The 26128-nt window shown below is 71.9% G+C and carries 24 protein-coding genes; 5 read left to right on the top strand and 19 right to left on the bottom strand.

The window, feature by feature from the left end; genetic code table 11:
- Positions 1–31 precede the first annotated feature (31 nt).
- Positions 32–640, top strand: coding sequence for a dihydrofolate reductase family protein (locus ACIBHX_RS04285; protein ID WP_397064060.1), 609 nt, complete (start codon positions 32–34; stop codon positions 638–640).
- A 177-nt stretch (positions 641–817) separates the two neighbouring features.
- Here the strand turns inward: ACIBHX_RS04285 and ACIBHX_RS04280 are convergent, their stop codons facing one another.
- Positions 818–1357 (bottom strand): carboxymuconolactone decarboxylase family protein, encoded by a 540-nt coding sequence (locus ACIBHX_RS04280; RefSeq protein ID WP_397064059.1) that lies wholly within the window; start codon positions 1355–1357, stop codon positions 818–820.
- Positions 1354–1905 carry a peroxiredoxin gene (locus ACIBHX_RS04275; RefSeq protein WP_397064057.1) on the bottom strand — a complete coding sequence of 184 codons (552 nt, stop codon included), beginning with the start codon at positions 1903–1905 and terminating at the stop codon, positions 1354–1356. The genes ACIBHX_RS04280 and ACIBHX_RS04275 overlap by 4 nt, the downstream gene beginning before the upstream one ends.
- Positions 1906–2000: 95 nt before the next feature.
- Here ACIBHX_RS04275 and ACIBHX_RS04270 point away from each other — a divergent pair, with 95 nt between their 5' ends.
- On the top strand, positions 2001–2939 hold the full coding sequence (locus ACIBHX_RS04270) for a LysR substrate-binding domain-containing protein (RefSeq protein WP_397064055.1): 939 nt from the start codon (positions 2001–2003) through the stop codon (positions 2937–2939).
- Between the two features lie 243 nt (positions 2940–3182).
- On the opposite strand, the gene ACIBHX_RS04265 is transcribed toward ACIBHX_RS04270, so the two are convergent.
- Positions 3183–4190, bottom strand: coding sequence for an aldo/keto reductase (locus tag ACIBHX_RS04265; protein ID WP_397064053.1), 1008 nt, complete (start codon positions 4188–4190; stop codon positions 3183–3185).
- Positions 4191–4264: 74 nt separating this feature from the next.
- Here ACIBHX_RS04265 and ACIBHX_RS04260 point away from each other — a divergent pair, with 74 nt between their 5' ends.
- Positions 4265–4828, top strand: coding sequence for a TetR/AcrR family transcriptional regulator (locus tag ACIBHX_RS04260; RefSeq protein WP_397064052.1), 564 nt, complete (start codon positions 4265–4267; stop codon positions 4826–4828).
- A gap of 291 nt (positions 4829–5119) precedes the next feature.
- On the opposite strand, the gene ACIBHX_RS04255 is transcribed toward ACIBHX_RS04260, so the two are convergent.
- Both ACIBHX_RS04255 and ACIBHX_RS04250 read right to left on the bottom strand, forming a co-directional pair.
- Positions 5120–5554 (bottom strand): alpha/beta fold hydrolase, encoded by a 435-nt coding sequence (locus ACIBHX_RS04255; protein ID WP_397064050.1) that lies wholly within the window; start codon positions 5552–5554, stop codon positions 5120–5122.
- Positions 5551–6717, bottom strand: coding sequence for an FAD-binding oxidoreductase (locus ACIBHX_RS04250; protein WP_397064049.1), 1167 nt, complete (start codon positions 6715–6717; stop codon positions 5551–5553). Before ACIBHX_RS04250 ends, ACIBHX_RS04255 begins: the two co-directional genes overlap by 4 nt.
- A gap of 90 nt (positions 6718–6807) precedes the next feature.
- Here ACIBHX_RS04250 and ACIBHX_RS04245 point away from each other — a divergent pair, with 90 nt between their 5' ends.
- A complete protein-coding gene (locus tag ACIBHX_RS04245) occupies positions 6808–9426 on the top strand; it encodes an ATP-binding protein (RefSeq protein ID WP_397064047.1) in 2619 nt (872 codons plus the stop codon).
- Between the two features lie 76 nt (positions 9427–9502).
- Here ACIBHX_RS04245 and ACIBHX_RS04240 read toward each other — a convergent pair whose 3' ends face one another.
- Genes ACIBHX_RS04240 through ACIBHX_RS04210 form a run of 7 tightly spaced genes read right to left on the bottom strand, consistent with a single transcriptional unit; the run spans position 9503 to position 16268 of the window.
- Complete coding sequence (locus ACIBHX_RS04240; protein ID WP_397064045.1) at positions 9503–11521, bottom strand: hypothetical protein; 2019 nt, start codon at positions 11519–11521, stop codon at positions 9503–9505.
- The gene (locus ACIBHX_RS04235; protein ID WP_397064043.1) at positions 11518–12015 is read right to left on the bottom strand and encodes a sigma-70 family RNA polymerase sigma factor; all 498 of its coding nucleotides are present in this window, start codon (positions 12013–12015) and stop codon (positions 11518–11520) included. The genes ACIBHX_RS04240 and ACIBHX_RS04235 overlap by 4 nt, the downstream gene beginning before the upstream one ends.
- Before the next feature lie 33 nt (positions 12016–12048).
- The gene (locus ACIBHX_RS04230) at positions 12049–12444 is read right to left on the bottom strand and encodes a hypothetical protein (protein ID WP_397064041.1); all 396 of its coding nucleotides are present in this window, start codon (positions 12442–12444) and stop codon (positions 12049–12051) included.
- Complete coding sequence (locus ACIBHX_RS04225) at positions 12441–12887, bottom strand: hypothetical protein (RefSeq protein ID WP_397064039.1); 447 nt, start codon at positions 12885–12887, stop codon at positions 12441–12443. The genes ACIBHX_RS04230 and ACIBHX_RS04225 overlap by 4 nt, the downstream gene beginning before the upstream one ends.
- A gap of 9 nt (positions 12888–12896) precedes the next feature.
- Positions 12897–13691: a carbon-nitrogen hydrolase family protein gene (locus ACIBHX_RS04220; RefSeq protein WP_397064037.1), complete on the bottom strand. Its 795-nt coding sequence runs from the start codon at positions 13689–13691 to the stop codon at positions 12897–12899.
- Entirely contained in the window at positions 13651–14586 is a 936-nt protein-coding gene (locus ACIBHX_RS04215; RefSeq protein ID WP_397064035.1) for a DUF418 domain-containing protein, read from the bottom strand. Before ACIBHX_RS04215 ends, ACIBHX_RS04220 begins: the two co-directional genes overlap by 41 nt.
- Positions 14562–16268, bottom strand: coding sequence for an alpha/beta fold hydrolase (locus tag ACIBHX_RS04210; RefSeq protein ID WP_397064033.1), 1707 nt, complete (start codon positions 16266–16268; stop codon positions 14562–14564). The genes ACIBHX_RS04215 and ACIBHX_RS04210 overlap by 25 nt, the downstream gene beginning before the upstream one ends.
- 25 nt (positions 16269–16293) lie before the next feature.
- On the opposite strand from ACIBHX_RS04210, the gene ACIBHX_RS04205 reads away from it, so the two are divergent.
- Positions 16294–17460, top strand: coding sequence for a pyridoxal phosphate-dependent aminotransferase (locus tag ACIBHX_RS04205; protein WP_397064032.1), 1167 nt, complete (start codon positions 16294–16296; stop codon positions 17458–17460).
- A gap of 448 nt (positions 17461–17908) precedes the next feature.
- Here ACIBHX_RS04205 and ACIBHX_RS04200 read toward each other — a convergent pair whose 3' ends face one another.
- The 7 genes from ACIBHX_RS04200 to ACIBHX_RS04170 form a co-directional block, all read right to left on the bottom strand.
- A complete protein-coding gene (locus tag ACIBHX_RS04200) occupies positions 17909–19408 on the bottom strand; it encodes a carboxyl transferase domain-containing protein (RefSeq protein ID WP_397064030.1) in 1500 nt (499 codons plus the stop codon).
- A 127-nt stretch (positions 19409–19535) separates the two neighbouring features.
- Positions 19536–20693 carry a CaiB/BaiF CoA transferase family protein gene (locus ACIBHX_RS04195; RefSeq protein ID WP_397064029.1) on the bottom strand — a complete coding sequence of 386 codons (1158 nt, stop codon included), beginning with the start codon at positions 20691–20693 and terminating at the stop codon, positions 19536–19538.
- A gap of 133 nt (positions 20694–20826) precedes the next feature.
- Complete coding sequence (locus tag ACIBHX_RS04190) at positions 20827–21516, bottom strand: histidine phosphatase family protein (RefSeq protein ID WP_397064028.1); 690 nt, start codon at positions 21514–21516, stop codon at positions 20827–20829.
- Positions 21517–21546: 30 nt separating this feature from the next.
- The gene (locus ACIBHX_RS04185) at positions 21547–22710 is read right to left on the bottom strand and encodes a DegT/DnrJ/EryC1/StrS family aminotransferase (protein ID WP_397064027.1); all 1164 of its coding nucleotides are present in this window, start codon (positions 22708–22710) and stop codon (positions 21547–21549) included.
- Entirely contained in the window at positions 22707–23438 is a 732-nt protein-coding gene (locus ACIBHX_RS04180; RefSeq protein ID WP_397064026.1) for an amidohydrolase family protein, read from the bottom strand. The genes ACIBHX_RS04185 and ACIBHX_RS04180 overlap by 4 nt, the downstream gene beginning before the upstream one ends.
- Complete coding sequence (locus ACIBHX_RS04175) at positions 23435–24100, bottom strand: amidohydrolase family protein (RefSeq protein WP_397064025.1); 666 nt, start codon at positions 24098–24100, stop codon at positions 23435–23437. Before ACIBHX_RS04175 ends, ACIBHX_RS04180 begins: the two co-directional genes overlap by 4 nt.
- Before the next feature lie 49 nt (positions 24101–24149).
- Positions 24150–26108: a hypothetical protein gene (locus ACIBHX_RS04170; RefSeq protein WP_397064023.1), complete on the bottom strand. Its 1959-nt coding sequence runs from the start codon at positions 26106–26108 to the stop codon at positions 24150–24152.
- Positions 26109–26128 lie beyond the last annotated feature (20 nt).

Raw genomic sequence — 26128 nt, 5'->3', positions numbered from 1 at the left:
GGCCGGAAAGTAATCGGATCGAGGAGTGAAGATGGCAAGCAAGCTCGTGGTCGGCACGTTCCTGTCGCTGGACGGCATCATGCAGGGTCCTGGCGGGCCCGGCGAGGACGACTCCAACGGCTTCCCGCACGGCGGCTGGCTGCCCCCGCACGTGGACGAGGGGTTCAACCAGATCATGGGCGACGTGCTCGAGCGCGCCGACGGGATGCTGCTGGGGCGCAGGTCCTACGACATCCTGTCCTCGTTCTGGCCGAGCGTGCCCGACGAGGAGGGCGGCGCGAAGATCAACAGCATGCCCAAGTACGTCACCACCAGGTCGCCGATGACGGCCACGTGGCGCAACACCGAGGTACTGGTGGGCGAGGCGGCCAAGACGGTGGCCGAGCTCAAGCAACGCACCGACGGCGAGATCCTCGTCCAGGGCAGCAGCGACCTGCTCCGCACGCTCCAGCAGGCCGAGCTGATCGACGAGTACCGCCTGCTGATCTTCCCCGTGGTGCTCGGCGAGGGCAAGCGCCTGTTCGCCGAGGGGACCACCCCGGCGGGGCTCAAGCTCACCGGCTCGACCATCACCGACGCCGGCGTCGCCTACCTCACCTACGAGTGGACGGGCAAGCCCGCCTACGGCTCCGTCGCCTAGCCCACACCCCGACACCTTCGGTACGGCAGGGCCCGGGTGCCCGGCCTAGAGCGGAGTCGTGGCGGCGGGCTACCGTCATCGACTCGCCGGAAGCGCCGGGCTGAGGCCCTCAGCCGACGTACGGCGGGCGGCCGGTGGGGCGGCCCGCCGTACAAGATCAAACTCTCCGAGAGGGAGTCAGACCGTCACCGTCAGCAGGGACTCGGCGTCGAGGGTGGCGGCGGTGGCGTTGAGGACGGCGGCGATGCGCAGGGCCTCCTGGACGTGCTCGCGCGGCAGGCCGGCGGCGCGCAGGACCTGCTCGTGCGACTCGAGGCAGCGGCCGCAGCCGTTGATCGCCGAGACCGCCAGGCACCACAGCTCGAAGTCCGTCTTGTCCACGCCGGGGCTGCCGATGACCGTCATGCGGAGTTTGGCCGGCAGCGTGGCGTAGGTGTCGTCGCCGATGAGGTGGGTCGCCCGGTAGTAGACGTTGTTCATCGCCATGATCGACGCGGCGGCCTTGGCGGCGGTGAACGCCTCCTCCGACAGGCGTTCTGCCGCCTCGGCCGACACCTCGGCGATGACCCGCGGCGAGCGGGTGGTCAGCGCGCACGCCAGCACCGCACCCCACAACTGCTGGTCCGTCAGCGCCGAGGTGGTGGTCACCGAGCCCAGGTTGAGCTTGATGTCCTTGGCGTAGGCCGGGAGGGCGGCCTTGAGCGCGTCGATGCTCATGCGCCCAGCAGCGTCTTCGCGTCGAGGCCCGTCTCGCCCTTGTTCCAGTTGCACGGGCACAGCTCGTCGGACTGCAGGGCGTCGAGGACCCGCAGGACCTCCTTGACGTTGCGGCCGACCGATCCGGCGGTCACCATCGTGAACTGGATCTCGTTGTTCGGGTCGACGATGAACGTGGCGCGCTGCGCGACCCCGTCGCCGCCGAGCACGCCGCAGGCCTCGCTGAGCTCGCGCTTGATGTCGCTCAGCATCGGGTACGGCAGGTCGCGCAGGTCCTCGTGGCTCTTGCGCCAGGCGTGGTGGACGAACTCGGAGTCGACGGAGACGCCGAGCACCTGGGTGTCACGGTCGGCGAACTCCTCGTTGAGGCGGCCGAACTCGGCGATCTCCGTGGGGCAGACGAAGGTGAAGTCCTTCGGCCAGAAGAACACCACGCGCCACTTTCCCTCGTAGGTCTTGTGGTTGATCTCCTCGAACGCCTTGTCGGGGTCGAGGTCGACGCAGGCGGTGAGTTCGTACTCGGGGAAGTGGTCACCGACGGTGAGCAAGTTCAGGTCTCCTTCGTGGTCGTCGCAGGTCAGGGCTCCAGGGTTGCGCACCTAGCATTGATTCGAGAAATCGAGCAGTTGGACCAATCTGAGAGGTGATCCCTATCAGTCCGACCCTGGCGCAGCTCAGGTCGTTCCTGGCGGTGGCCGAGCACCTGCACTTCAGGGAGGCGGCCACGGTGTTGCGGATGAGCCAGCCCACCTTGTCCGGAAATATCGCGGCATTGGAGGAACTGCTGGATACGCAGCTGCTGGAGCGGACCACCAGGAAGGTGCTGCTCACGCCGGTCGGCGAGCGGGTGGCCGAGCACGCCCGGCGGGTCCTGGCGGCCGTGGACGACCTGATGAGCGAGGCTGCCCAGAACCGCTCACCGTTCAGCGGGCCGGCGCATCTGGGCGTCATCCCGACGGTCGCGCCCTATGTGCTGCCCGCGCTGCTTCCGATGTTCGCCCGCCGCTTCCCCGACCTCAAACTGACCGTGCACGAGGCCAAGACCGAGACGATCCTGGCCGAGGTACGCGAAGGGCGCCTGGACATGGTGCTGCTCGCCCTGCCGACCGAGGTGGGCGGGCTGGTGGAGGAGCCCCTCTACGACGAGGACTTCCTGCTGGCGCTGCCGGAGGACCACCCGCTCGCCGCGGACTCGGGGCCCATCTCACGCGATGCGCTGAAAAATCTGGACATCGTGTTGCTGAACCAGGGGCACTGCCTGCGCGAGCAGGCCATCGACGTCTGCCGCGAGGTCGGCGCCCGCGCCACGGCCACGACCTACGCCACCAGCCTGCCCACACTCGTCCAGCTCGTCGCGGGCGGGCTCGGGGTGACGCTCCTGCCCGAATCGGCCGTGCCGGTCGAGACGGGCAAGCGTGTACGGCTGGCGCTGCGCCGCTTCGCCGATCCGGCGCCGGGGCGGACGATCGGCCTCGCCTACCGCGCCTCGTCGGCCAGGGCGGCGGAATACGCCCAGCTGGCCAAGGCGGTCCGCACCGCCGTCCGCCAACGCCGCCTCCCCGTCAACGTCGTCTCCCCCTGACCCCGCCCTCTCCCCATCTGGCCGTGGCGGCCCGTTCAGCTCTCGCCCGACAGTGCCTCCTTGCCGCACACGTCGTCCCCCCGGCAGGACGTCCTAGCCCGGCAGGCCGTCATCGCTGGGGAGGGCATCACTGCCCCGGCAGACCGGCCTTGCGGACAGGACGTCAATGACCGGCCGATTCAACCTCGTCCGATAGGCCATCCCGCCCGAGCAGGGGCCGCGGGCGGTGCGGCGCTGCCGGGGTCAGCGGGTGGGGGTGAGGTGGAAGAGGCTGCCGTCCTGGGGAGCGAGGTGGGGGTCCGAGACCTGGGTGAGGCGCTCGGCGGCCTCCGGCGGGAGGTCGAGGTCCAGGCCCGCGAGGTTCGACTGCAGCTGCTCCACGGACCGGGGGCCGAGCAGCACCGAGGTCACCCCGGGCCGCCGTGCCACCCACGCCAGCGCCACGTGCCCGGGCTCGGCACCGAGGTCGGCGGCCACGTTGGTGACCTCGGCGGCGATGGCCAGGTTACGGTCGGTGAGAAGCATCTCCGCCCACCGCCGCGCCCCGGGCATCGACGAGCCGAGCAGGCGGCCCATCCGGCTGTCAGGGTCGGGAGCCGTGCCGGGGGTGTAACGGCCGGCGAGGATGCCGCCGCCGAGGGTGCCGTAGACGACCGTGCCCAGGCCGTGGCGCTCGCAGACCGGCAGGACCTCGGTCTCGATCACTCGGGCCAGCAGCGAGTACTGCGGCTGCAGGCTGATGAACGGTGTCGCCGCCGCCCACTGCGACTCCACGATCTGAGCGGCGGTGAAGTTGGAACACCCCAGGTAGCGCACCTTCCCCGCCCGGACGAAGCCGTCCAGCGTGGCCATCGTCTCCTCGATCGGCGTCACCGGGTCCCACTGGTGGCACTGGTAAAGGTCGACGTAGTCGGTGTCCAGGCGGCGCAGGCTGGCGTCCAGGGCCCGGGTCAGGTGGCGCCGCGACAGTCCCCTGCCCTCGTGGTCCACGGGCATCGCGCCCTTGGTCGCCAGCACCACCCGCTCGCGCCGCCCCTTGAGCAGGCGTCCGAGGATCTCCTCGGTCTCCCCGCGGTGGTAAAGGTCGGCGGTGTCGACGAAATTGCCGCCTGCGTCGAGGAAGGCGTCCAGGACGCGCCCGGCCTCCGCCTCGTCCGCCGCGGCCAGGCCGTACGTGGTGCCGAAGTTCATCGTGCCCAGGCAGGCCCGCGAGACGCGTAGCCCGGAACGGCCCAAGGTCGTGTATTCCACCAAAGCCTCCTAGAATCGGAACCGATGTTCCGGAAGATACGGAACACGCGTTCCGCTTGTCAATGGAGAGGCCTATGCGAGCAGACGCCCAGCGCAACCGCGCCCGGGTGCTGGAGGCGGCGGAGACCGTACTGGCGCGCGACGGGCTGTCGGCGTCGATGCGCGCGGTCGCGGAGCTGGCCGGGGTCGGGGTGGGCACGATCTACCGGCAGTTCCCCACCAAGGAGGCCCTCTACCAGGCGATCCTGGTCGGCCGCCTCCACCGCCTGGCCGCCAGGGCCGACGAGCTCGCCGCCGCGCCGGACGCGGGCACGGCCTTCTTCGACTTCTTCACCCAGGTGGTGGAGGACGCCACGACCAAGAAGGTCTTCGCGGACGCGCTGGCCGCCTCGGACCTCGACCCCAAGGCCGGCGCGCCCGACCTGCGCGGCCGGATCGAGACCCTGCTCGTCAACGCCCAACGCCAGGGCACGGTCCGCCCGGACGCCCAGCTACCCGAGGTCCTCGGCCTCCTCAGCGCCGCCTGCCTGGCCGCCCAACACCACACCTGGAGCGACCCTCTCCGCACCCGCACCCTCTCCATCCTCTTCGACGGCCTCCGCCACCACGCCCCAACCGCTGAGCGCAGTGAGGTCTGAGGTCGCTGAAGGGCTCAGGGCCTGCAGAGCCTGTACGGCAAGCCGCACTACCGGCCGCCCACCGCACTTCGGCTGACGACCCGCGCCCGGCGCATCCGGCGAGTCGGTGCCCCTTACCCACCGCCACGACTCCGCCCTACGCCACCTAGCTAGGCAAAACCCACGGGTCGTGGCTGCCACGGAAGGAGGGTCGTACCTGCTGTGAAAGATGGGCCGAGCCTGCTGCGGAAGGCGGGTCGGACTGGCTGCGGAGGATGGGCCGGGGCTGCTGCGAAAAGGGCGGAGCAAGAGCTAGGCGAGGGTGAGGCCGAGGAAGGTGGGGAGGGGGGCTGGGGAGTCGACGATCAGGGTGGGGAGGGTGAGGTCCGGCCAGCGGTCGGTCAGGAGGGCGGCGAGGAGGCGGTCGTGGTGGAGGGCGAGCCGGGTGATGCCCGACAGGACGCGGGCCGCCTCGAGGGCGAGGACGGCGCCGGCGGCGCGGCCGTAGACGGCCGCCGTGCCGCCGGCCTCGGTGATGATCGCTTCCAGGTCCTCGACCTCGCGCCTGATGTTGTACGGGGCGGTGTCGCCGCTGGCCCCGCAGCCGCGGCGGTCGTAGGTGTAGACGGTGAAGTGCGGGGCCAGCAGGGCGGCGGGCTCGCGGTCGCCGACGAGGACGACCGCGGGCCCGGCGCCGGTGCGCTCGTAGGCGATCGACGTGCCGTCCGCGGAGATGACGCGGCTCATCGGATCGCGTGGCCGACGCTGAACAGCTGGCCGGGGTCGTAGGCGCGCTTCACCTCGGCGAGGCGGGCGTAGTCGGAGGCGGTGTAGGCCTCGGAGGTCCTGCTCGTGTCGGCGAGGAAGTTCAGGAACGTACCGCCCCGCGGCAGGCCGGGCAGCGCGGTGTCCACGATCACGGAGAACGTGGTGTCCCGGTGGCCGATCGGGCCCGTGTCGGGACCCGTCGCCGACAGGGCGCCGCCCCAGTGGCGGATCTCCACCCGGGCCTGCTCGCCGGCCGCCAGCCAGACGTCCAGGTCGCCGAGCCGGTCGAACAGCGCCAGGTGCCTGGCCGGCGTCCCGCCCATGGCGGCCTCGGCGAAGGCCATCTCCCGCAGCCCGTCCAGCACGCCGAGCGGCGCCAGCGAGGAGGGGTCCCCCGCCGCCATGACCTTGACGGCCGCCGACTCGGGGGTGAGCATCAGCGCGGTGCTGACGTGGTCGGGCGCGGACCGGGCGTAGTCCAGGTAGCGCTCGAGCAGGTCGGCCTTCCGCTCGGCGGGGAACTCCACGATCCCGGCCCACACACTGCTGACCGGGTAGAGCCGGAACTCCAGCCGGGTGACCACGCCGAAGTTGCCGCCGCCGCCGCGCAGCGCCCAGAACAGCTCGGGGTGGCTGTCGCGACTGGCCGTGACCAGGTCGCCGTCGGCGGTGACGACCTCGGCGCTCACCACACTGTCGGAGGCGAAGCCGTGCAGCCTGCCCAGCCAGCCCAGGCCGCCGCCCAGGGTGTAGCCGGTCACGCCCACGTCGCGGGACGAGCCCGCCAGCGGCGCCAGCCCGTACGGCCGGGCCGCGTCCACCACCTGGCCCCAGCGGGCGCCGGGCCCAACCGTGGCCACCCCGCGCCGCGGGTCGATCTCCACCTGGTCCATCTCGGTGGTCTTCAGCAGCACACAGCCGTCGGCCGGCACGTGGGTGCCGTGCCCGGTGGCCTGGACGGCCAGCGGTACGCCGAGCTCGCGGGCCGCCAGCACCGCCGACCGCACCTCGGCGGCGCTCCTGGCCTGCACGATCAGTGCGGGATGCGGGTCGAGGCCCGCGTGCAGCGCCTGCCGCGCCTCGTCGTAGCCGGGCTCGCCCGGCAGCAGGGTTCCGGCTCTTTCCACGATTCGCTGTGTCATGGCTCAACCCTCGCGAATGCGGACCCGCGTGCCATCCGTGGTCACCACGGATGCACTACGGAACCGTCCCGGATGGGTAGGTTGTTCTCCGTGGCTGAGGTGTCGGATCGCGAAGCCGAGGTGCTGGAGGCGCTGGGCGCGCATCTGACGAACGCGCAGATCGCCGGGCGGCTGCACATTTCCGTGCGCACGGTGGAGAGCCACGTCTCCTCGCTGCTGCGCAAGTACGGCGTGCCTGACCGCAGGGCGCTCGCCGGGCTGGCCGCCGCCGCCGAGCCGTCGGGGGCGGTGCGCGGGATCCCCGCGGCGCGCACGTCGTTCGTCGGCCGCGCCGGCGAGCGGGAGGCGGTGCTCGCGGGCTTCGACGGGTCGCGCCTGGTGACGCTGCTCGGTCCCGGCGGGGTCGGCAAGACCCGGCTGGCCGCCGAGGTCGCCTCCGTCCTGCCGTACGGCGGGGCGTTCGTGGAGCTGGTGCCGGTCAGGGACGGGTTCGTGGCGCAGGCGGTGGCGGCGGCGTTCGGCGTGGCGGAGCGGTCGGAGCAGCCGCTGGAGGACGCCATCGCCGAGCGGCTCGGCAAGCGGCACACACTGGTCGTGCTGGACAACTGCGAGCACGTGCTGGACGCGGTGGCCGCCTTCGCGGACCGCCTGCTGTCGGACTGCCCCGGCGTCAGGATCCTGGCCACCAGCAGGGAACGCCTCGGCATCCCCGGCGAACGCATCGTCCCGGTGACCCCGCTGCCTCTCGCCTCTGATGCGGAGCGGCTGTTCCTGGATCGGGCTCGGGACGCCGATCCCGGGTTCGAGGCGCCGGCCGGAGTGATCGGGGAGATCTGCGCGCGGCTCGACGGGGTGCCGCTGGCGATCGAGCTGGCCGCGGCGCGCAGCGGGACGCTCGGGGCGGACGGGCTGCTGGCGGCGCTGGACGACTCGCTGCGGCTGCTGTCGGGCGGACGGGGGGCCGCCGAGCGGCACCGGTCCCTGGGGGCGGTGCTGGGCTGGAGCTACGACCTGCTCGACGAGGAGGAGCGGGCGTTCTTCCGCCGGCTGTCGGTCTTCGTGGGCGGGTTCGACCTCGATGCGGTGACGGCCGTGGCGGCGGACGGTGACCGGCTCGCGGCGGTCGACGTGCTGGCCCGGCTGACGGGCAAGAGCCTGGTGGTGCGTACGGGGAGCCGCTGGCGCCTGCTGGAGACCGTCCGGGCCTTCGCGCTCGACCGGCTCACGGACGGCGATGACAGCGAGCCGGCGCAGACGCGCGCGCGGTATCTGCGGTGGGCAGCGGACACGGCTTCGGCGCTGCGTGACCGGCTCGGCGGTGAATGGCGGGACGACTTCGACGCCGTGGTCGACGACCTGCGCGCCGCCCTCACGCTCGCCGCCCCTGAGCCGGCGGCGACGGCGCATCGGCTGGCGCGCGGGCTGGGGCGGCTGGCGTATGCGCGGCGGTTCCTGAAGGAGGCGCGCGAGCGTTACCTGCAGGCCGCCGAGCTGGCTCCCGACCCGGCCGGAGCCGCCGAGGATCTGCGGAGCGCGGCCGACATCGCCGTGGCCACCGCCGCGGCGGGGACGGCCTACGAGCTGCTGCTCGCCGCCGCGGACAAGGCGGAAGGGAACGCCAGGGCGGCCGCGCTGGCGCAGGCCGTGGTCGTGGCGACCCGCCATCCCGGGTTCGGGTTCGACAAACCGGCGGGGCCGGACCGGCTCGCCGTACTGGAGAAGCAGGCGAACGAGGCGGCGGACCCGCACGACCCCACGGTCACGGCTCACCTGGCCGCGGCGGCCGCATGGACCGCGGACTGCGGCAACCCCGCGCTGGCCAAGGCCGCCGTCGAGGCCGCGCGCGCCGCCGGCGATCCCGTGCTGATCACCGGGGCGCTGGACGCGCAGCTGTCGACCGCCGCCAGGAACGGTCACCTGCGCCAGGCCCACGCCCTGGCCAGGGAACGCCTGGACCTCCTGCCTGAGCTGGACAGGGGCGACCCGCGCGCCGCCATCGAGATCGTCGACACCTATCACTCGGCCTCCACCTACGCCATCGCGGTCGGCGACATCGCCGAGGCGCTGGCGGTGGCGCGCATGGTCCTTGCCGACGACCTCGTCGGCAGCCACATGGCGATCGCGTTGACCAAGTTCATCCCGCCGCTGGTGCTGGCGGGGCAGTTCGAGGAGGCGCTGAGCCACGCCGGCGCGATGTGGGAGTCGCGGGCGCGGGCGGGCAGCCGGCCGGGCAGCTGGCTGACGTTCTCGCTGGCGGCGCTCAGCCTGGCGCAGGGGCTGCGGGACGACGAGGAGCAGTCGCGGCTGTGGCGGGACCGCGCCACGGGCCTCGGCGCGTCCGCGACCTCCCGCGAGCTGGGACCCTTCCTCGCCTTCGTGGACGCCCGGCTGGCCGTGCACACGGGCCGCCACGAGGACGCCGCCGCCCTGGTGGAGCGCGCCTTCGCTGACTTCGTCCCGGGCCGTTTCGACCGTTACGCCCGCGCGGCGGGCGCCGAACTCGCCGTCGCCGCCGGCCTCCCCGACGCCCCTGCCCGCCTCGAGGCGGCCGCCGACGACGCCCACGACAACGACTGGGCCGCCGCCTGCCTCCTGCGCGCCCGCGCCCGCCTCACCGGCGACCCCGCCCTCCTGGAGTCCTCCGCCGCCACCTGGTCCCGCATCGGCGCCACCTTCGAACACGCCGTCACGCGCTCTCTTATTTCTTGATCCTTTACGGCGAGCCGACCGGCATCCGACGGCTCACGCTCTCCGGGCTCCTCCGCGACCTCGCCCACACCCCCGGCTAGAAGTCGTCCTCCTGCGGCTCGTAGGTCCAGAGGACCGAGCCGTCGGCTCCGTAGCCGGTGAACCGCATGCCGCGCCAGAACATCCCCTGTTTGCCCACCTTCTCGGGGATCTTCCCGGAGAAGAGCGCCACCCCGTGCCCCCACGGGTCAGGGACCGCGTCGGCCGTGGCCTGGCCGCCGCCGGGCAGGGTGACCGTGAGGCGGGTCGTGCCCGCGAGCGCGAAGCCGTACCAGACGTCCTTGTTGTACGCCCATCCGAGCGGGTGCTCGCCGAGGGCGAGGAGGCCGCTGAGCTTGCCGCCGGGGAGGGCTTCGAAGGCGCGGGGCTGCTCCTTGCCGTCGCGCTGGAACTTCAGGCAGGGCCCGTCGAAAAGGTTGGCGACGAGACCGTCCCCCAGCGGCCCGCCGGCGGCGATGGGGCGTTTGTCGTCCCAGCACCAATGCTGGCTCTCCAGCCACACCTCCTCCAACTGCCTGCCCTTGTGCCTGAAGGCGAAGGCAGCGACGCGCTCGTTCAAGGGGGTGCGCACGTACCAGAGCGCGGTGGGGGTGTCCTTGGGGCGCGTGATGGTGGCGGGGATGCGGCGGCCGTCCTCGGTGACGGCGTCGGCGGACTCCAGGTCGTCGGCCGCGGGACCGTAGGACAGGCGGCTGCCGGGCGGCGGCAGGTAGCTATCGCGCCAGCCGGGGCCTGAGCGCATGTCGTGCCGGGATTCGAGAGGTGAGCAACCCGTGCCCGCATTGCCGCCGCTGGAGCACAGGAACTTGCCTTTCTCCAGCTTGATGGTGGTGAACCAGAGCTTGACCGGGCCGCCGGTGAAGTCGTCCGTGCCGGGCACGGTCATGACCTCGCCGATCGGCGCGCCGTACATCTCGTCGTCCTTCCGGTCGGGCCGGGCGGGCAGGTCCTTGCGCCACAGCAGCTTGCCGTCAGCGTCGTAGCCGGCCTGCCGTACGCCCTGGGACCAGTCCGGGATGAAGTCCGCGGGGAAGTAGGTGGGTCCCGTGAAGATGGCCAGGCCCAGGTTCCACGGGTCCGGCCGGGCCTGGAGTGTCAGAGGCGTCCCGGTGCCGAAGGTGATCTCGACCCTGGCGGTTCCCAGCTTGGCCACACCCCAGGCCACGTCTTGGTCGATGTACAGATTCAGCGGCGAGTCCTTCTGGCCATCCATGTCCTTGAAGAGCCACTGCTTGTCCAGCGACATGAATCCCAGCTCCTTGCCCTGGCGGAACAGGAACAGCCGCCCGCCCTCGACGTCGTAGTCGTAGGGCTGCATGACCAGGCCGCCGGGCAGCGCCAGCGGCATGCCGGTGGGCCGGCCGCGGCGGCTTTCGTGCCGCAGGGAGGTGGGCGCTTCGCTCATGCCCGGGCGGCCCTTGCCGTCGACGAACTCCACGGTCTTGACCTGGTCACGCGCGTTGAGGGTGACGGTCCAGATGGACCAGGGCGCGTTGGCGAAGGCGTGCACGGTGCCGTCGATGCGCCGGCCGTCGTCAGTGACGGCGGTCACCTTTGCCACGTCGGTGCTCGCCAGGCCGTAGTCGACGTAGCTGGGAGAGGTGTCGGTGCGGGTGGTGCCCTCGTACCAGCCGCTGCGCTCCTCCGCCATCCGTATCGGCGCGTAGCAGGAGCCGTACGGCTCATCCTTGGCCTGCTCGACCATCGAGCAGAACTCAGGGTCGCCGGTCTTGGTGCGGGCCATCCACAGTCGCAGCGGCCTGCCCTCGGCCGGGTTGTCCACCAGCACCTGCTCGCTGGCGGGGGTCAGGCCCTGCATGAGCTTGCGATACAGCTCGTCGGTGTCGCCCGCGGTCGTCCTGCCCAGGCCCCCGTTGACCAGGACAGGAACGATGAGCGCGATGGCGATCACGGGGATGGCCGCCAGCAGCCACCGGCCGCGCCCCCGCGGCAGCCGGGTGCGGCGCTGGACGTCCAGCCAGGCGCGCGGCGAGGCGTCGAAGGTCTGGGCGCGCGCGTCGAGTGCGGCCTTGAGCCGCTGTTCCAGGGTGTTCACGCGTCCTCCTCCTTCAGTGCCTTGCCGAGCGCGGCCAGCCCGCGGCTGGCGTGCGTCTTGACCGAGCCGGACGAGACGCCCATGGCCTGGGCGATCTCGCGTTCTGACAGGTCCAGCCAGTAGCGCAGCACCAGCGCCTCGCGCTGGCGGCGCGGCAGCCGGTCGAGCGCGGCCAGCAGCTCGCGGTGTTCCTCGGCCACGAGTACGGCCTGCTCGCTGCTGCGCACGGGCTCGGGCGGGTCGGGGCGGCGCAGCCGGACGATCCTGAGGTGGCGCAGGCGGTTGCGGGTGAGGTTGCAGACCGTGGCACGCAGGTAGCCCAGGGCGGCGCCGTCGTCGCGCAGGCTGCGGGTGGTGAGCCTGGCGAACGCCTCCTGGGCGATGTCCTCGGGGTCGTCGGCGCCGAGCAGCCCCGCCAGCCGTACCAGCGACTGGTACTGGGCGGCGAACAGCGCGGCGAACGTCGGCTGCTCCACAGTGGGGGAGTCGATCACGCTTAAAAGACACCCGGGGGTGACGGTGGTTGACTAGGGGACGGGAATTCGTTCGACCCGGATGGAGAAGACCTCCTCGCGCGGCACGACCACCTCGTAGGCGCCGTGGTCGACCATCCAGTAGCCCAGCGCCTCGGCCTTCATGCCGCTGTGACCGGTGTAGGCGATGTGCAGGCCGTCCTCGTCCTCGTCGAGCACGATGCACGGCTCGCCGCCGAAGGCCGCCACGGTGCGGATCAGCACCAGCCACTCCAGCTGGGAGCGCCGCACGGTGCGCCGCCAGTAGCCGGAGGCCGCCTCGAAGCCGTCCTGCTCCTCCTCGCTGAACAGCACGACCTGGTCGTTCTCCGGGCCGAGCGCGGCCGGCAGGGTCAGCTCACCGAACCGGGCGACGAACCCGGAGGCGACAGGAGTGATCTCGTCACTCATGCGGCGGGCCGCCAGGTCAGCCCGTCGTACTCGGCGAAGGGCCGCTCCTGCTCGCCGCGCAGGTGCACGATCGTCGCCCCGGCGGGGATCGGCATCGGCATGGTGTGGAACTGCGGCACCACGTGTTCGCGCGAGGTGGTGAACCCGTTGCCGGCGAACGGCGGCGCGTCGCTCCAGTCGCCGCCCATGTGCGGACCGTACGGCACGGCGTAGCTGTCGACGTCGCGCGCGTACCACCGCATGATGTACAACTCGGGCACCTCGCCGGTCAGCTCGGACCCGTCGAAGGTCAGGTCGAGCGCGTGGAAGAGCTGCCGAGGCGTGGTCAGCCGCGCGCAGTCCTGCACGCGGTAGACGTAGCCGGAGATGACCGTGCGCTTGCCCGACAGGTAGGGCACGAGCAGACGCGGCGGGACCACCTTCTGCATCTGCGTTCCGCTCACTGTTCCACTTTACGGTCGCTTGACCCCGAGTACTCGATGTTCCAGGCAGGGCAGGATCTTCCTGGCCGCGGCCACGGTCTCCTGATCGACTTCGACGAGCTGGACGCCGGGCAAGGTACCGAGGTCGGTGCGGACCACGCCGAGCGGGTCGACCAGCATGCTGCGGCCGACGCCGAAGCCGTCCTTGGACTCGGCCGGGTTGGGCGCCTGGCCGACGGCGGCGGTCCACATGGTGTTCTCCAAGGCGCGGGCCCTGACCAGGGTGACCCAGTGGTCCTCCTTCAGCGGGCCGGAACCCCAGTTGGCGATCACCGCGAACAGTTCGGCGCCCCCGTCGACCAGCTCCCTGGCCAGCTCGGGGAAGCGCACGTCGTAGCAGGTGATCAGCCCGATCCTGAGCCCGGCCAGCTCGACCACGGCGGGTTCGCGGCCGGGCACGACCAGCTCGGACTCCTTGGAGTTGAACGCGTCGAACAGGTGGATCTTCCGGTAGGCGGCCCGCACCTCGCCGCCGGCGTCCAGCGCGACGGCGGTGTTGTGGACGCGCCCGCCCTCGCCTGGCTCGAACATCCCGGCGATCACGGCCATCCCGTGCGAGCGGGCGGCCTCGGCCACGCCGGTGACGAACGGCCCGTCGAGGGGCTCGGCCACGTCGAGCATGTGCCTGCCGTACCGGGTGAGGGTGGCTTCCGGGAAGATGGCCAGGTCGGCGCCTTCGGCCCTGGCCAGCGCCTCGCGCACCCGCTTGAGGTTGGCGGCCGGGTCAGGGGACACCGGGATCTGGCAGAGGGCGATTGTCGTCACGGCCAGACCTTAACCGATTCGGCACCCATCGAAACCAGGTCAGGCATCTCCAAACCCACTCAAGTGGCCCGTACCTGAACCTGCCGAGCCACCATCGGCTGCCGACGAGCTGTGCCAGTACGGTGACCAGCGCGATCGCCACCACGGTCAGACGCGTCGAGTCCTGGCGCACCAACGACCCGGTGAGGGAGATCACCAGGGTGCCGGTGACGTAGTTGGTGAGCGCCATCCTGCCCAGCGCCTCCAGCGGCGCCGCCCTGCCGACGAGCGCGACGAACAGGCCGGCGTAGGCGGCGGCCCCCGCCAGCGCGGCGGTGCTGTAGTAGGCCCAGTCGCGGCCGACGAACCAGAACACCGTCAGCAGCGCCGAAGCCGTGGCGGCCACCACCGACGACGGCGCCAGCAGCCACCCCGGCGGCCGCAGCCGCATCAGCGCCATCCCGATGAGGAACAAACCGGGGATCTCCAGCGCGCCGCCGCCCTCGAGCACCGCCCAGGCCAGCACTCCCACGCCCAGGATCAGCACGGGGATCCCGCCTTCGAGGAAGGAGACGGGCAGCAGCACGGCCGCGCCGTACAGGGCGTAGTCGGTGAGCACCTCGCCCTGGTAGAAGGTGTGCTGCACCAGCCCGAAGCACAGCAGCCAGAGCAGCCGCCGCAGCAGCACCCAGCGGCCCGCCTTCTCCTGGAACAGCACGAAGCCGATGCCGAACAGCAGCGAGAAGATCGGGTAGAAGCGGCTCTGGAACAGCGTGTCGACGGTCCAGTCGATGCCGGTGCGCGGCGTGTGCGGGGCGTGCTGCCAGGTGTTGACCAGCATGATCCCGCACACCGCGAACCCGCGGAGCGCGTCGAGCTCGCCGATCCGCCTCACGTCGCCCAGGCGTACCACCACACCAGGAATCCGGCGGCGACCACGACCGCGGTGATCTGGGGCCAGCGCCGCTCACGCACCAGCGCGACCACCGCCAGGACGGCGGAGGCGGCGGCCAGGTAGCCGTAGTAGGTGACCGCGGCGGGCAGGCCGACGGCCAGCGCGGTCTGGTTCTCGCCGATCATCGCGTAGACGCTCTGCGCGACCAGGCCGGCGAAGGCGACGCCCGCCAGGCCGGAGAAGGCGGTGATGGCGCGGCCCCTGAGCCCGCCGACCACCAGCTGGAACAGCGACACCAGCGCGAACAGCGCGAACGGCGCGCCCAGCCAGGGCATCAGCGAGATCTGGTACGGCGCGCCGCCGGCGTGCACGTCCGCGGGCTTCACCCGCGGGAACGCGGCCGATTCTGCCGGGCTGCACAAGCCCGACATCGCACCCTTGGCAATGTCCGGATTATTCACGAAATATCCGATCCACTGCCTGGCGCACTGGTTGACCAGGAACACCGCGTGGCTGGTGTTCGCGAACTCGACGAAGCGAGCGTTGGGCAGCGCCTCGGCGGCGGGCTTGGCCGTCCTGGCGGGGGTCGTCGGGTCGTCCTGTCCGCCGACCACCAGCACCGGCGCCGTGGTCGTCGCGTTGACGGGCGCCGACTTGGGCAGCTTCCACGCCGCGCACACCGCCTTGTCGGCGTTGACGGTGAAGAACCGGGACTTCGCGGTGACCGTGTTGAACGGGACCTCGTCCTGGCACTGGACCGCGTGATACAGCCCGAACTCGTGCGAGACCAGGCTCTGCCCCACTCCGTCGGCCAGCGGCCGCAGCAGTTCGTCGTGCCCGTCGGCGAGCGCGTCGATCAGCGCGGGCGCGACCGCGCTCAGGTCGCTGTCGTGCATGCCCTCCGACAGGATCGTGGCCACCATGTCGCCGGTCATCCTGGCCGTGTACGGCTTGCCGACCAGCGGGTCGACCGTCGGCACCTGCGCGGGGTGGGCGTTGAGCCTGGCCACCAGCGCGTCGAAGCGGTCCCCGAGCCCCAGCCTCCGCAGGACGTCGCCGAAGTTCCCCTCGGCGTCGTCGTACCAGTTCACCTTCTCCGGCAGGAACGAGTCGAGCACGACCGACCGCACGCCCTTGGGGTCGGCGGCGGCCACGTCCAGCATCACCCGGGTGGAGTAGCTGACGCCGAACAGGTTCCACTGCGGGTAGCCGAGCGCCTGGCGCAGCGCCACCACGTCGGCCGTGATCTCCTTGGTGTTGTAGCCGCGCAGGTCCACGCCCTGCTCGCGCAGCCGGTCGCGGCACTTGACGGCGGCCGCGGCCACGTCCGTGCTGCGCAGCATGGCCTCGGCCGTCTCGGGGCAGGCCAGCACCGGGTCGGAGTACTTGGAGCCGCGCTGCTCGATCGTCACCACGTCGCGGTCGGGGAACATCTGGCTCATGAACGTGGTCAGCTGGATCGACGCCGAGGCGGGACCGCCGCTCATGTAGACGACGGGATCGGGTTTCCTGTCCTTGGCGGTCGAGCGGTGCACCGCGTAGCCGACCTTGGTGGTTTTGCCGGGGGCATCCCTGCGTTCCGGCACGACCAGGAAGCCGCACGTCGTGTTCGCGGGGACGGCCACGGGGCAGGAGCGCGCCTCCGTCTCGACCGGGACGGCCGGCACGGTCAAGGCGAGGGCTAACAGGACCCGAATGATCACAGGTCGAGACTAATAGTCTGGGGCCGTGACTGAGCCTCTTGTTTCACGGATGCGCGCGTTCGGCACGACGATCTTCGCCGAGATGAGTGCGCTGGCAGTCCAGACCGGATCCATCAACCTCGGCCAGGGGTTCCCCGACACCGACGGGCCCGCGGCGATGCTCGACTGCGCGGTGGAGGCCATCCGGTCGGGCGCCAACCAGTATCCGCCCGGGCCCGGCGTGCCCGAGCTGCGGCACGCGGTGTCGGAGCATCGCTCCGCCCACTACGGGCTGGACTACGACCCCAACGGCGAGGTGCTGGTCACGGTGGGCGCCACCGAGGCGATCGCGGCCGCGGTGCTGGCGCTGTGCGAGCCGGGCGACGAGGTGATCGCGTTCGAGCCCTACTACGACTCCTACGCCGCCTCCATCGCGCTGGCGCAGGCCCGCCTGGTGGCGGTGACACTGCGGCCGGTGGAGGGGCGTTTCACCTTCGACCCGGACGAGCTGCGCGCCGCCGTCACGCCACGGACGCGCGCCATCCTGGTCAACACGCCGCACAACCCCACGGGCACCGTGTTCACCCGCGCCGAGCTCCAGGTCATCGCCGACCTGTGCCAGGAGCACGGGCTGACGGCCATCACCGACGAGGTCTACGAGCACCTGGCCTTCGACGGCGTCGAGCACATTCCCCTGGCCACCTTCCCCGGCATGCGCGAGCGCACGGTGATGATCTCCTCGGCGGGCAAGACGTTCTCGGTCACCGGCTGGAAGACCGGCTGGGTGTGCGCGCCCCGGCCGCTGGTCACGGCCGTGCAGACGGTCAAGCAGTTCCTCACCTTCACCGCGAGCGCGCCCTGGCAGGTCGCGGTCGCCTACGGGCTGCGGCACGAGCTGGCCTGGGTGTCGGCCCTACGCGCAGGCCTGCAGGACAAGCGCGACCGGCTCATGGAAGGCCTGACCGCGGCGGGCTTCGAAGTCTTCAAACCCTCGGGCACCTACTTCGTCCAGACGGACATCCGGCCGCTCGGCTTCACCGACGGCCTCGAACTCACCCGCCGCCTGCCGTCGCTGGCCGGCGTCGTCGCCATCCCCACCCAGGTCTTCTACGACCACCCCGACCGCGGCGCCCACTTCGTCCGCTTCGCCTTCTGCAAGAAGGACGAAGTCATCGACGAGGCCGTCACCCGCCTCAAACACCTGTCCACGTGATCCTCTCTCCTGTACGGCGGGTTAGTGCCTTCTCCTGTACGGCGGGCCACCGCAATCGGCCGCCCGCCGCACTCCGGCTGACGGCCCGCGCCCGGCGCTTCCGGCGAGTCGTTGCCGCTTGCCCGCCGTCACGGCGCTTCGTGAGGCGGGCACCACGGTCTCAGTGACCCGCCGTACAGGGCGCCGACCTTCGCCGCACGCCCGCCCGCCGACGCGGCGCCCGGGATCGAGCTCGTGGGTACCCACGCTCACGACTCGCGCCGGGGTCGGCGAGGAGGGGTACGGCGGTCGTCCGGCGCCTTGGACGGCGGGTCAGGGGGACCGCGGTGCCCGCCTACCAAGGCGCCGTGACGGTGAGCAAGGATCCCCGACTCGCCGGAAGCGCCGGTCACAGGCCGTCAGCCGGAGTACGGCGGGCGGCCGGTGGCGGGGGCCTCGCCGTACAAGATCAAGAAAGAGCCTGTGTGCCGAGGGCTCGGTAGCGGGAGGTGCGGGTGGCGGCGCGGGCGGAGGAGGGTTCCGTCAGGAGGCCGGTGAGTTCGTACTCGAGGGCCCGGCCCACGCGGACGCAGAAGGCCTCCGGTTCGTAGGCCGCGTCCGGGAGTTCGGGGATGACGCGGTCGACGATGCCGTTGCGGCGCAGGTCCGTGGCGCGTACACCCTGGACCTGGGCGATCTCGGGAGCGAAGTCGACCGAGCGGTAGAGGATGGCCGAGGCGCCCTCCGGCGGGAGGGGCGACAGCCAGGCATGCTGAGCGCACAGGACGCGGTCCGCCGGGAGGAAGGCCAGGGCGGCACCTCCGGCCCCCTCACCGAGCAGCAGGCAGACCGTGGCGGCGTCGAGCGTGACGAGGTCCGCCATGCAGCGGGCGATCTCGGCGGCCAGGCCGCCCTCCTCGGCCGCCTTGGACAGGGCGGCGCCCGCCGTGTCGACGACCGTGACCAGGGGCAGGCCGAGTTCGGCGGCCAGGCGCATGCCGCGGCGCGCCACGCGCAGCCCGGCAGGCCCGAGGGGAGAGTTGGCCCGCTGCCTGCGGCGGTCCTGACCGAGCACGACGGCGGGAGCCGTACCGAAGCGAGCCAGCGCCAGGAGCAGCCCTGGCTCGTTCTCACCCTCGCCGCTGCCGTTGAGCGGCGTCACGTCGGAGGCGGCGAACTTCAGCAGCGTCCGCACGCCGGGCCGGTCGTCGCGGCGGGAACGGGTGATCGCCTCCCATGCCTCGACAGGCCGCAGGTCCTCCTCGGGCGGGGCGCCTCGCTCAAGTCCTGATGTGCCGGTGCAAAGGACTTCGAGCGCCCGGATGGCCACCGCGCGCGCGTCCTCCGCGGAGACCACGGCGTCCACCAGCCCGTGCCGGTAGAGGTTCTCCGCCACCTGCACACCCTCGGGGAACGGATAGCCGTGCAGCGACTCGAACACCCGCGGCCCCAGGAACCCGATCAGCGCTCCCGGCTCGGCGGCCGTCACGTGCCCCAGCGACCCCCACGACGCGAACACCCCGCCCGTCGTCGGATGCCGCAGATACACCACGTACGGCAGGCCGGCCGCCCGATGCGCCTGGACCGCCGCCGTGATCTTGACCATCTGGACGAAGGCCAGCGCCCCCTCCTGCATCCGCGTCCCGCCGGAGGCCGGAGCGGCGAACAGCGGAAGCCGCTCCCTGGTCGCCCGCTCGACCGCGGCAGTGATCCGCTCGGCCGCCGCCACCCCGATCGACCCCGCCATGAACGTGAACTCCGAGGCCACCACCGCCACCCGGCGCCCGCCCAGCGAACCCTCGCCGGTGATCACGGACTCGTCGTAGCCCGACTTGGCGCGCGCGGCGGCCAGCTCGTCGGCATAGGAGGTGCCCGGTCCCGCCGGGTCGGCGGGCGGCGCGTCCCACGATTTCCACGATCCCTTGTCCAGGACCGTTTCGATCAGCGTGCGCGCGTCCGGACGGCTCACTATGTCTCCCTGCTCATCGGTCGCTCCCCCACCGGGCCGCGTTCGGCCATGGCAGGTTCGCTGCGCCTGTCATCCGGTGATGCAATGTTGACGCACGCCGAGCCGAACCGGTGCCGCGAAATACCGATCATCGCTCGCGCTCTTCGAGCCAGGCCAGCACCGCGTCACGGTCCTGGCCGAGCGAGGGCGGCGCGACGTGCTCCACCGGGCCGAGCCCGTCGAAGCGCAGCACCGGCCCCGGCAGCCGGATCCTGCCGAGCACGGGGTGGTCCACCTCAACCAGCAGCCCCTGGGAAAGGGTCTGATCCCAGGCGTACACCTCGTCGATCGTGCGGATGGCACCGGCGGGCACCCCCGCCTCGTTGAGCCTGGCCAACCAGTACGCACGGTCGTGGGTGGCCAGGGCCTTCTCCATGTCGGCTATCAGCTCATCCCGATGCGCGAATCTCTCCCTATTCGTCGCATATTTCGCCACATTGGGATCAATGTCCAGTAGCGCGGCGACCTTCTTCCACTGCACGTCATTGGCCACCGCGATCTGCAGCATCCCGTCGGCCGCGTGGAAGGCGCCGTAGGGCGCGATCGAGGCGTGGTGGTTGCCGTTCGCCCTGGGTACCTGGCCGCCGACGGTCCAGGCCGTGCCGTGGTAGGAGTGCACGCCGGTGACCGCCGCCAGCAGCGACGTGCGCACCACGCGCCCCTTGCCGGTCCGCTGCCGCTCGTAGAGCGCCGCCGCCACGCCGTACGCCCCGTGAATGCCGGCGAGCAGGTCCGCGATCGAGGCCCCCACCCGGTACGGCTCGTCAGGCCCGGGACCCGTCAGGGACATCAGCCCCGCCTCGCCCTGCGCGATCTGGTCATAGCCCGGCCGGCCGCCCTCGGGCCCGTCGTGGCCGAACCCGGTGATCGACAGCACCACCAGGCCGGGGTTGAGCTCGTGCAGGCGCTCGACCGGGAAGCCGAGCCGGTCGAGCACGCCCGTGCGGAAGTTCTCGATCAGCACGTCGCTCTGCCTGACCAGGCGCTCGATGAGCCGCTTGCCGTCCTCCGACTTCAGGTCGACGGCGATGGACTCCTTGTTGCGATTCGCCGCCAGGAAGTACGTGGAAATATCGTGATCCGGCCCGACGAAGGGCGGCCCCCAGCCCCGCGACTCGTCACCCCCGTCCGGGAGCTCCACCTTGATCACCTTGGCACCCAGGTCGCCGAGCAGCTGCGCGGCGTGCGGGCCTGCCAGGGCCCTGGACAGATCGAGCACGACGATGTCGTCAAGGGGTCCGAGCAAGATCGACCTCCTGCCTGCGTTTCGGGACGAACGACCATTGTCTCAGCCCCACCCCAGCCCCGCCCCAGGGGCTTTCCCCCTCCGGCAGACGATCCTCGGCAAGCCGAGGCAACGCCGCCCGTCGACCAGAGTGCTAAGAGGAGAGCCCGTCCAGATGGGAGACGCTGTTGAAGGTGGTGAGGTGGAGGTGGCCGTCGCGGGCGTGCCAGGTGGAGACCGAGGCGTTGCGGATCGGGGTGTGCCGCGCCAGGGCGGGCAGATCCGCGTCGGGCGTGCGGGCCAGAACGTGGCGCAGCACGAGCACGACCGCGTCGTGGGCGACGATGAGGACCCGCCGCCCGGCCGCCGCCTCGTGCAGGTCGGCCGTGAAGTGGCGGAGCCGCTCGGCCACGTCCCCGAAGGACTCACCGCCGGGCGGGCGGTAGCCGTACTCCCCCTCGGCACGGTGCCGGGCCGCCTCCTCGGGAAAGTGCCGCTCGATGGCGGCGTGGTTGTAAGGCCCGAGCGAGCCCCATTCGCGGTCCCTGAGCCGCTCGTCGACCGTGACGGGCAGCTCAGGACCTCCCCAGGAATGCTGAGCGACGGCCCAGGTGTCGCGGGCCCGCAGGTACGGCGAGCACCACACGAGCTCCGGCGCCTCCCCCGCCGGCAGCGCGGCGAGCAGGCTGCCGAACGCGGCGGCCTGACGGCGGCCCAGGTCGGTCAGCGCGACCTCGTGGTCGCCGCGCTCGTAGACCAGGGGCGTGCCGGCCGCCCGCTGGTAGGCGAGGTTGGCCTCGCTTTGGCCATGCCGTACCGCCATGATTCTCATCGGACCCGTCATGCCGGTCATATTGCCACCAAGCAGGCGCCTTTACATTGTAGATTTCCAGCGTGCCACCTTACTGAAGGCGGCCACGACGTCAGCCGCCTCGGCGGGATCGGCCATGAGCATCGGCTGGGTGAGCCACACGACGCTCCGCGCGGCCGCCTCGGCGGCTGGGCACTCCCCGGCCCGCGTCAGGCCCCGCCCGGCGAGGGCGGGCAGCGTGCCGAGCGGCGGATAGCCCGCGCTGAGCGGGACGCCCTCGGCGGCCATGGCGGCCAGCACCCTCTGCTTGTCGAGGCCGGGCTCGAGGCGCAGCATCAGCAGGTGGCGCGAGTCGCGGGTGGTGCCCCGCGGCTGCGGGACGGCGCTGACGGGCAGCCCCTCCAGGTCGAGTGCGGCGCAGAAGGCCTCCCGCCGCTCGATCTCGGCCTCGAGCCGGTCCAGCCACGGCAGCAGCAGCGCCGCCTGGAGCTCGGTCAGGCGCAGGTTCCACCCCAGCTCCGGATGGTCGTACCAGTGGCCGCCCCGGCTCCTGCCCAGGTTGCACACCGACCAGATCGCCTCATGCGCCGCCTCCTCCCGGCAGACGACGGCGCCGCCCTCCCCCGCGGTCATCGCCTTGCTGGACTGGAAGCTGAACACCCCGGCGTCTCCCAGCCCGCCCACCGGCCGGCCTCGGTAGGTCGCTCCGTGCGCCTGGGCCGCGTCCTCCACGATCCGCAGGCCGTGCCGTACGGCGAGCGCCGCCAGCGCGTCCACGTCGGCGGGACTGCCGGCCAGGTGCACGGGCATGATCGCGGCGGTGCGCTCGGTGACGGCGGCCTCGACGACGGCGGCGGCCAGGTGCAGGTCCACCGGGTCGACGTCCACGATCACCGGAGTGGCGCCGGCCAGGATCACCGAGGTGGCCGAGGCCACGAACGTGTAAGCGGGCACGATCACCTCGTCACCCGGCCCCACGCCGAGCCCGCGCAGCGCCGCGAACAACCCGAGCGTCGCGTTGGCCACGCCCACGCCGTACGGCACGCCCGCCATGCCCGCCAGCGCGGTCACGAACCGGGAGCCGACCTCGCCGCCCTGGGAGGCGCCCCAGCGCCCGCTCTCGAGCACCTCGGTGACCAGCGCCCGCTGCGCGGGGTCGAGCGGCGGCGGCCAGGACGGCCAGGGTTTCGTGCGGACAGGGACACCGCCGTCCAGTGCGAGCGTCATGGGTGCGGGCCTCCGGTGAGTCGGTCGCCGAGGATGCGGGCCAGGTTGCCGCCCAGGACGAGGGCGCGATCGGCGTCCGGCATGGAGGCGAGCCGGGCGCGGCCGAGGCCGACGCGCAGGTCGAGGAAGCAGGCGTCCGAGCCGTACACGACGCGCTCGGGGCCGGCGAGCTCGGCGAGACGGGCGATCCAGCGGCCGGTCATGCGCGAGCCGCAGGTCTCCAGGTACACGTTCGGGTGGCCGGCCACCGCGCGGGCCGCGGCGGCGAAGCCGTACGGCCACAAGCCGCTGTGCCCGAGCAGGAGCGGCACGTGCGGGTGCCGGGCGGCGACAATGGCGAACAGGGCGGGATCGCTCCACGGCGAGTCGGTCTGCCCGTGGGCCAGCACCGGCAGCCCCAGCTCCCAGACGGGTTCGTAGCGCGGGTCGTCGAGACGGCACCGGTGCACGTCCGGGTGGAGCTTCACCCCCCAGCCGTCCAGCAGCAGCGGGTTGCGGCGGTGCGGGTTGTAGACCTCCCACACGCCGAAGCGGCCGGGGTGCTCGGCGGCCGCCTCGAGGGCCAGCCGGTTGCCCTCGTCGGGATCGGGCCCGACGGCCAGCAGATGGCTGATGCCGATCACGTCGACGCCGATCCTGTCCATCAGGGCGACCATGCCCTCGGCCGACGGGTCGGGGATGAGGAAGTCGGGCCAGGTGCCGAGGTGGCCGTGCGCGTCGAGTATCACAGCAGGCCCCGCAGTGTCCCGGCGGCGACCAGCGCGAGCTCGTCCTGGTCGAGTTCGAGGTGGTCGAGCAGGAAGCGGGGCCCGCAGTCGTCGAGCACCGGCGCCCCGGTGCCGAACACCAGCCGCCGCGCGCCGAAGCGGGAGGCGAGCCATTCCACGCCGCGCTGGGTGTTGACCGTGCCGATCTCCAGCCACACGTTGGCCGCCTCGGCCATCAGCTCGGCCACCGCGCGCAGCCGCCGGTAGCCGGGGTTGAGCAGCAGGATCCGCAGCCGGGGCAGCCGCAGCGCCAGGCCGAGCAGCTCGGAGGTGGACGTCTCGTCGAGCTCGATCGCGACGGTCAGGTCCAGGCCGGCCAGCCAGCGCGTGGTGATCGGGCCGGACAGCGCGAAGCCGTGCGTACGCGGGCAGAGCCTGACCATGCCGACGCCCCGCTCCCGGAACCCGGCGAGCTCCTCGAAGGCCGCGGGCACGCGCGCCCCTGGCACTCCCGGCACCACCACGGGCACCGGGATCAGCCGGGGGTCGTCGAGCCTCAGTAATGCCCGGTTCCCCGCCACGGGATCGGAGTAGAGGCTGAGCGCGTGGGTCACGCAGGCGGCCTCGATGCCGAGCCGGTCCATCTCGGGACGAGGGTCGACCGGCAGGTCGTCGAACGGCACCGGACCGATCAACCGATTGGCATCCCAAGGTTTCGGCACAGACCGAAACCTAACTCGCTTCCTGAGTGACGGTCAAGGGCGGGCAGCCTGGATCCAGCCGCACCTGCGCCAGGTCGCGGCCGACCAGCGTCCACGCCCGCCACGAGCCGGGCTCGAAGTGCAGTTGTGGGTTGGTGTACCACTCGTCGCCCAGGCCGGTGGCCAGCAGCTTGGCCTCGGTGCCCAGCTCGTAGGCGTTGCCGCCGCCGAAGAAGGTCTGGGCGAAGACGTGGCCGCGGTGCACGGTCAGCTCGCCGTACCCGGACAGCGTGCCCTGGTGGACGACCTGCCTGGTGGCCAGGTCGAGGGCGATCCAGGCGCCCGAGTTGCGCTTGTAGACGCCGTAGAGCAGCCCGTCGTGCACCTTGATGTCCTGGAAGGTCTGGTAGCCGGGCACGGGATCGGCCTGCCAGAGCACCTGGCGGGTGTTCAGGTCGAAGGCCGCCACGGTGGCCGAGGTCTTGACCGGCGGGCTGCCGCCGCCGCCCCGGACGTCGCCGCCCAGGTAGACGATGCCGCCGTCGCCGACGCTGAGGCTCATCAGGCTCTCGCCGGGGATGACGCCCTCGTAGACGTCGATCCGGTGTGACCGCGGGTCGATCACCGACAGGGCGCCGTCGAGCTTGGCGCCGAGCGGCGCGCTGGCCACGACGAGCCTGCCGGTGTGCTCGTCGTACTCGATGTCCCACGGGCGCTGCTGGCCGTGGCCCAGGTAGCCGAGGCTCTCCACCTGGTCGGTGCGGATGTCGATGGAGATGATCTGGCCGCTGGGGTACATGGCGGCGTAGATCTTGTGGCCGTGGCGGACCAGGTCCTTGGGCTCGCCCGGCACGCGGAAGCGGCGCTTGTCGCCGGTGCGCAGGTCGCGGACCGTCATGGCGAAGTGGCCGCCCACGTACAGGGCGCGGTTGTCGACCAGCAGCATGCTCTGCGGGCGCTCGGAGCCGCTCTGCAGGCCGGCCTCGATCAGATCGGTGAAGACGGAACGTCCTGTGGCCAGGTCCAGGCGCCACATGCCGCCGCTGCCGGAGAAGCCGACGAGGGTGTTCTGGTCGATCTGTGCCATCCTGCGCGTCTCGTCCTCGGGCGAGGGCGGGTCGGCGACCTTGGTCAGCGCGCCGTTCTGGTAGCGGTAGACCGCGCCGTCGGGGCGGCTGGTGGCGTAGACGGCGCCGTCGGGGGTGACGGTGAGCATGTCGATGCTGCCCGCCAGCGTCGCCCGTTTGCCATCGGTACCGTCCTTGCGCACGTCGATGAGGGTGTCGCCGCTGCCTGCCAGCACCCGGTCGCCGAAGTCCTGGACCACGCCGATGCCGGTGGGGCCCTGGGCGAGCTCGCGCTTGGCACCGGTCCTGCGGTCGATGGCGATGAGCTTGCCCTTGTCGAGCAGGCCGGCGTAGACGCTGGTGTCGTCGGCGGCCACGGCCCTGACGTAGCGCTCGCCCGCGGCCAGCACGCCGAGGTTCCTGACCGCGCCGGTGGACGGGACGTACTCCCAGACCCGGCCGTCGGGGTACGTGCCGGCGTACAGGGTGCCGTCGGGGGCGGCGGCCAGGCTCCAGACGAAGCCGCCGTACTTGCCCAGCGAGCGCAGGTGCTCGACCGCGCCGGTCTGCGGGTCGTAGCTGTACAGGTCGGGCGAGGGGTAGGTGCCGATGTAGAGCTTGCCGCCTGACATGGCGGTGGCCCAGGCGCCCTCGATGGGGTCGTCGGGCAGGCGGGTGTTCCTGACGATCTTGTTCGTGGCCAGGTCGATGTCGGCGACGACGGGGGGCTTGAGTCCGCGGGTGACCACGTAGGCGTGGCCGGCGTCCACGGTGGCTCCCACGATCGCCCCGGTCACGGAGGCCTCGCCGTACTTCTGGACTGCGGGGGTGTCGCAGGGCTGGGGTTCTGCGGCATGGGCGGGCCTGACGCCTGCCAGGACGACGATCAGTGCGGCCAAGGCCATCAGCCTGGGTCTCACCACGGGCGCACCTCCGGGGGTGT

The sequence above is a fragment of the Nonomuraea sp. NPDC050536 genome, from assembly GCF_044457685.1.
Taxonomy (GTDB): domain Bacteria; phylum Actinomycetota; class Actinomycetes; order Streptosporangiales; family Streptosporangiaceae; genus Nonomuraea.
Note: the sequence above shows the minus strand (reverse complement) of the source record. Positions and strands in the feature narration are given on the sequence as shown.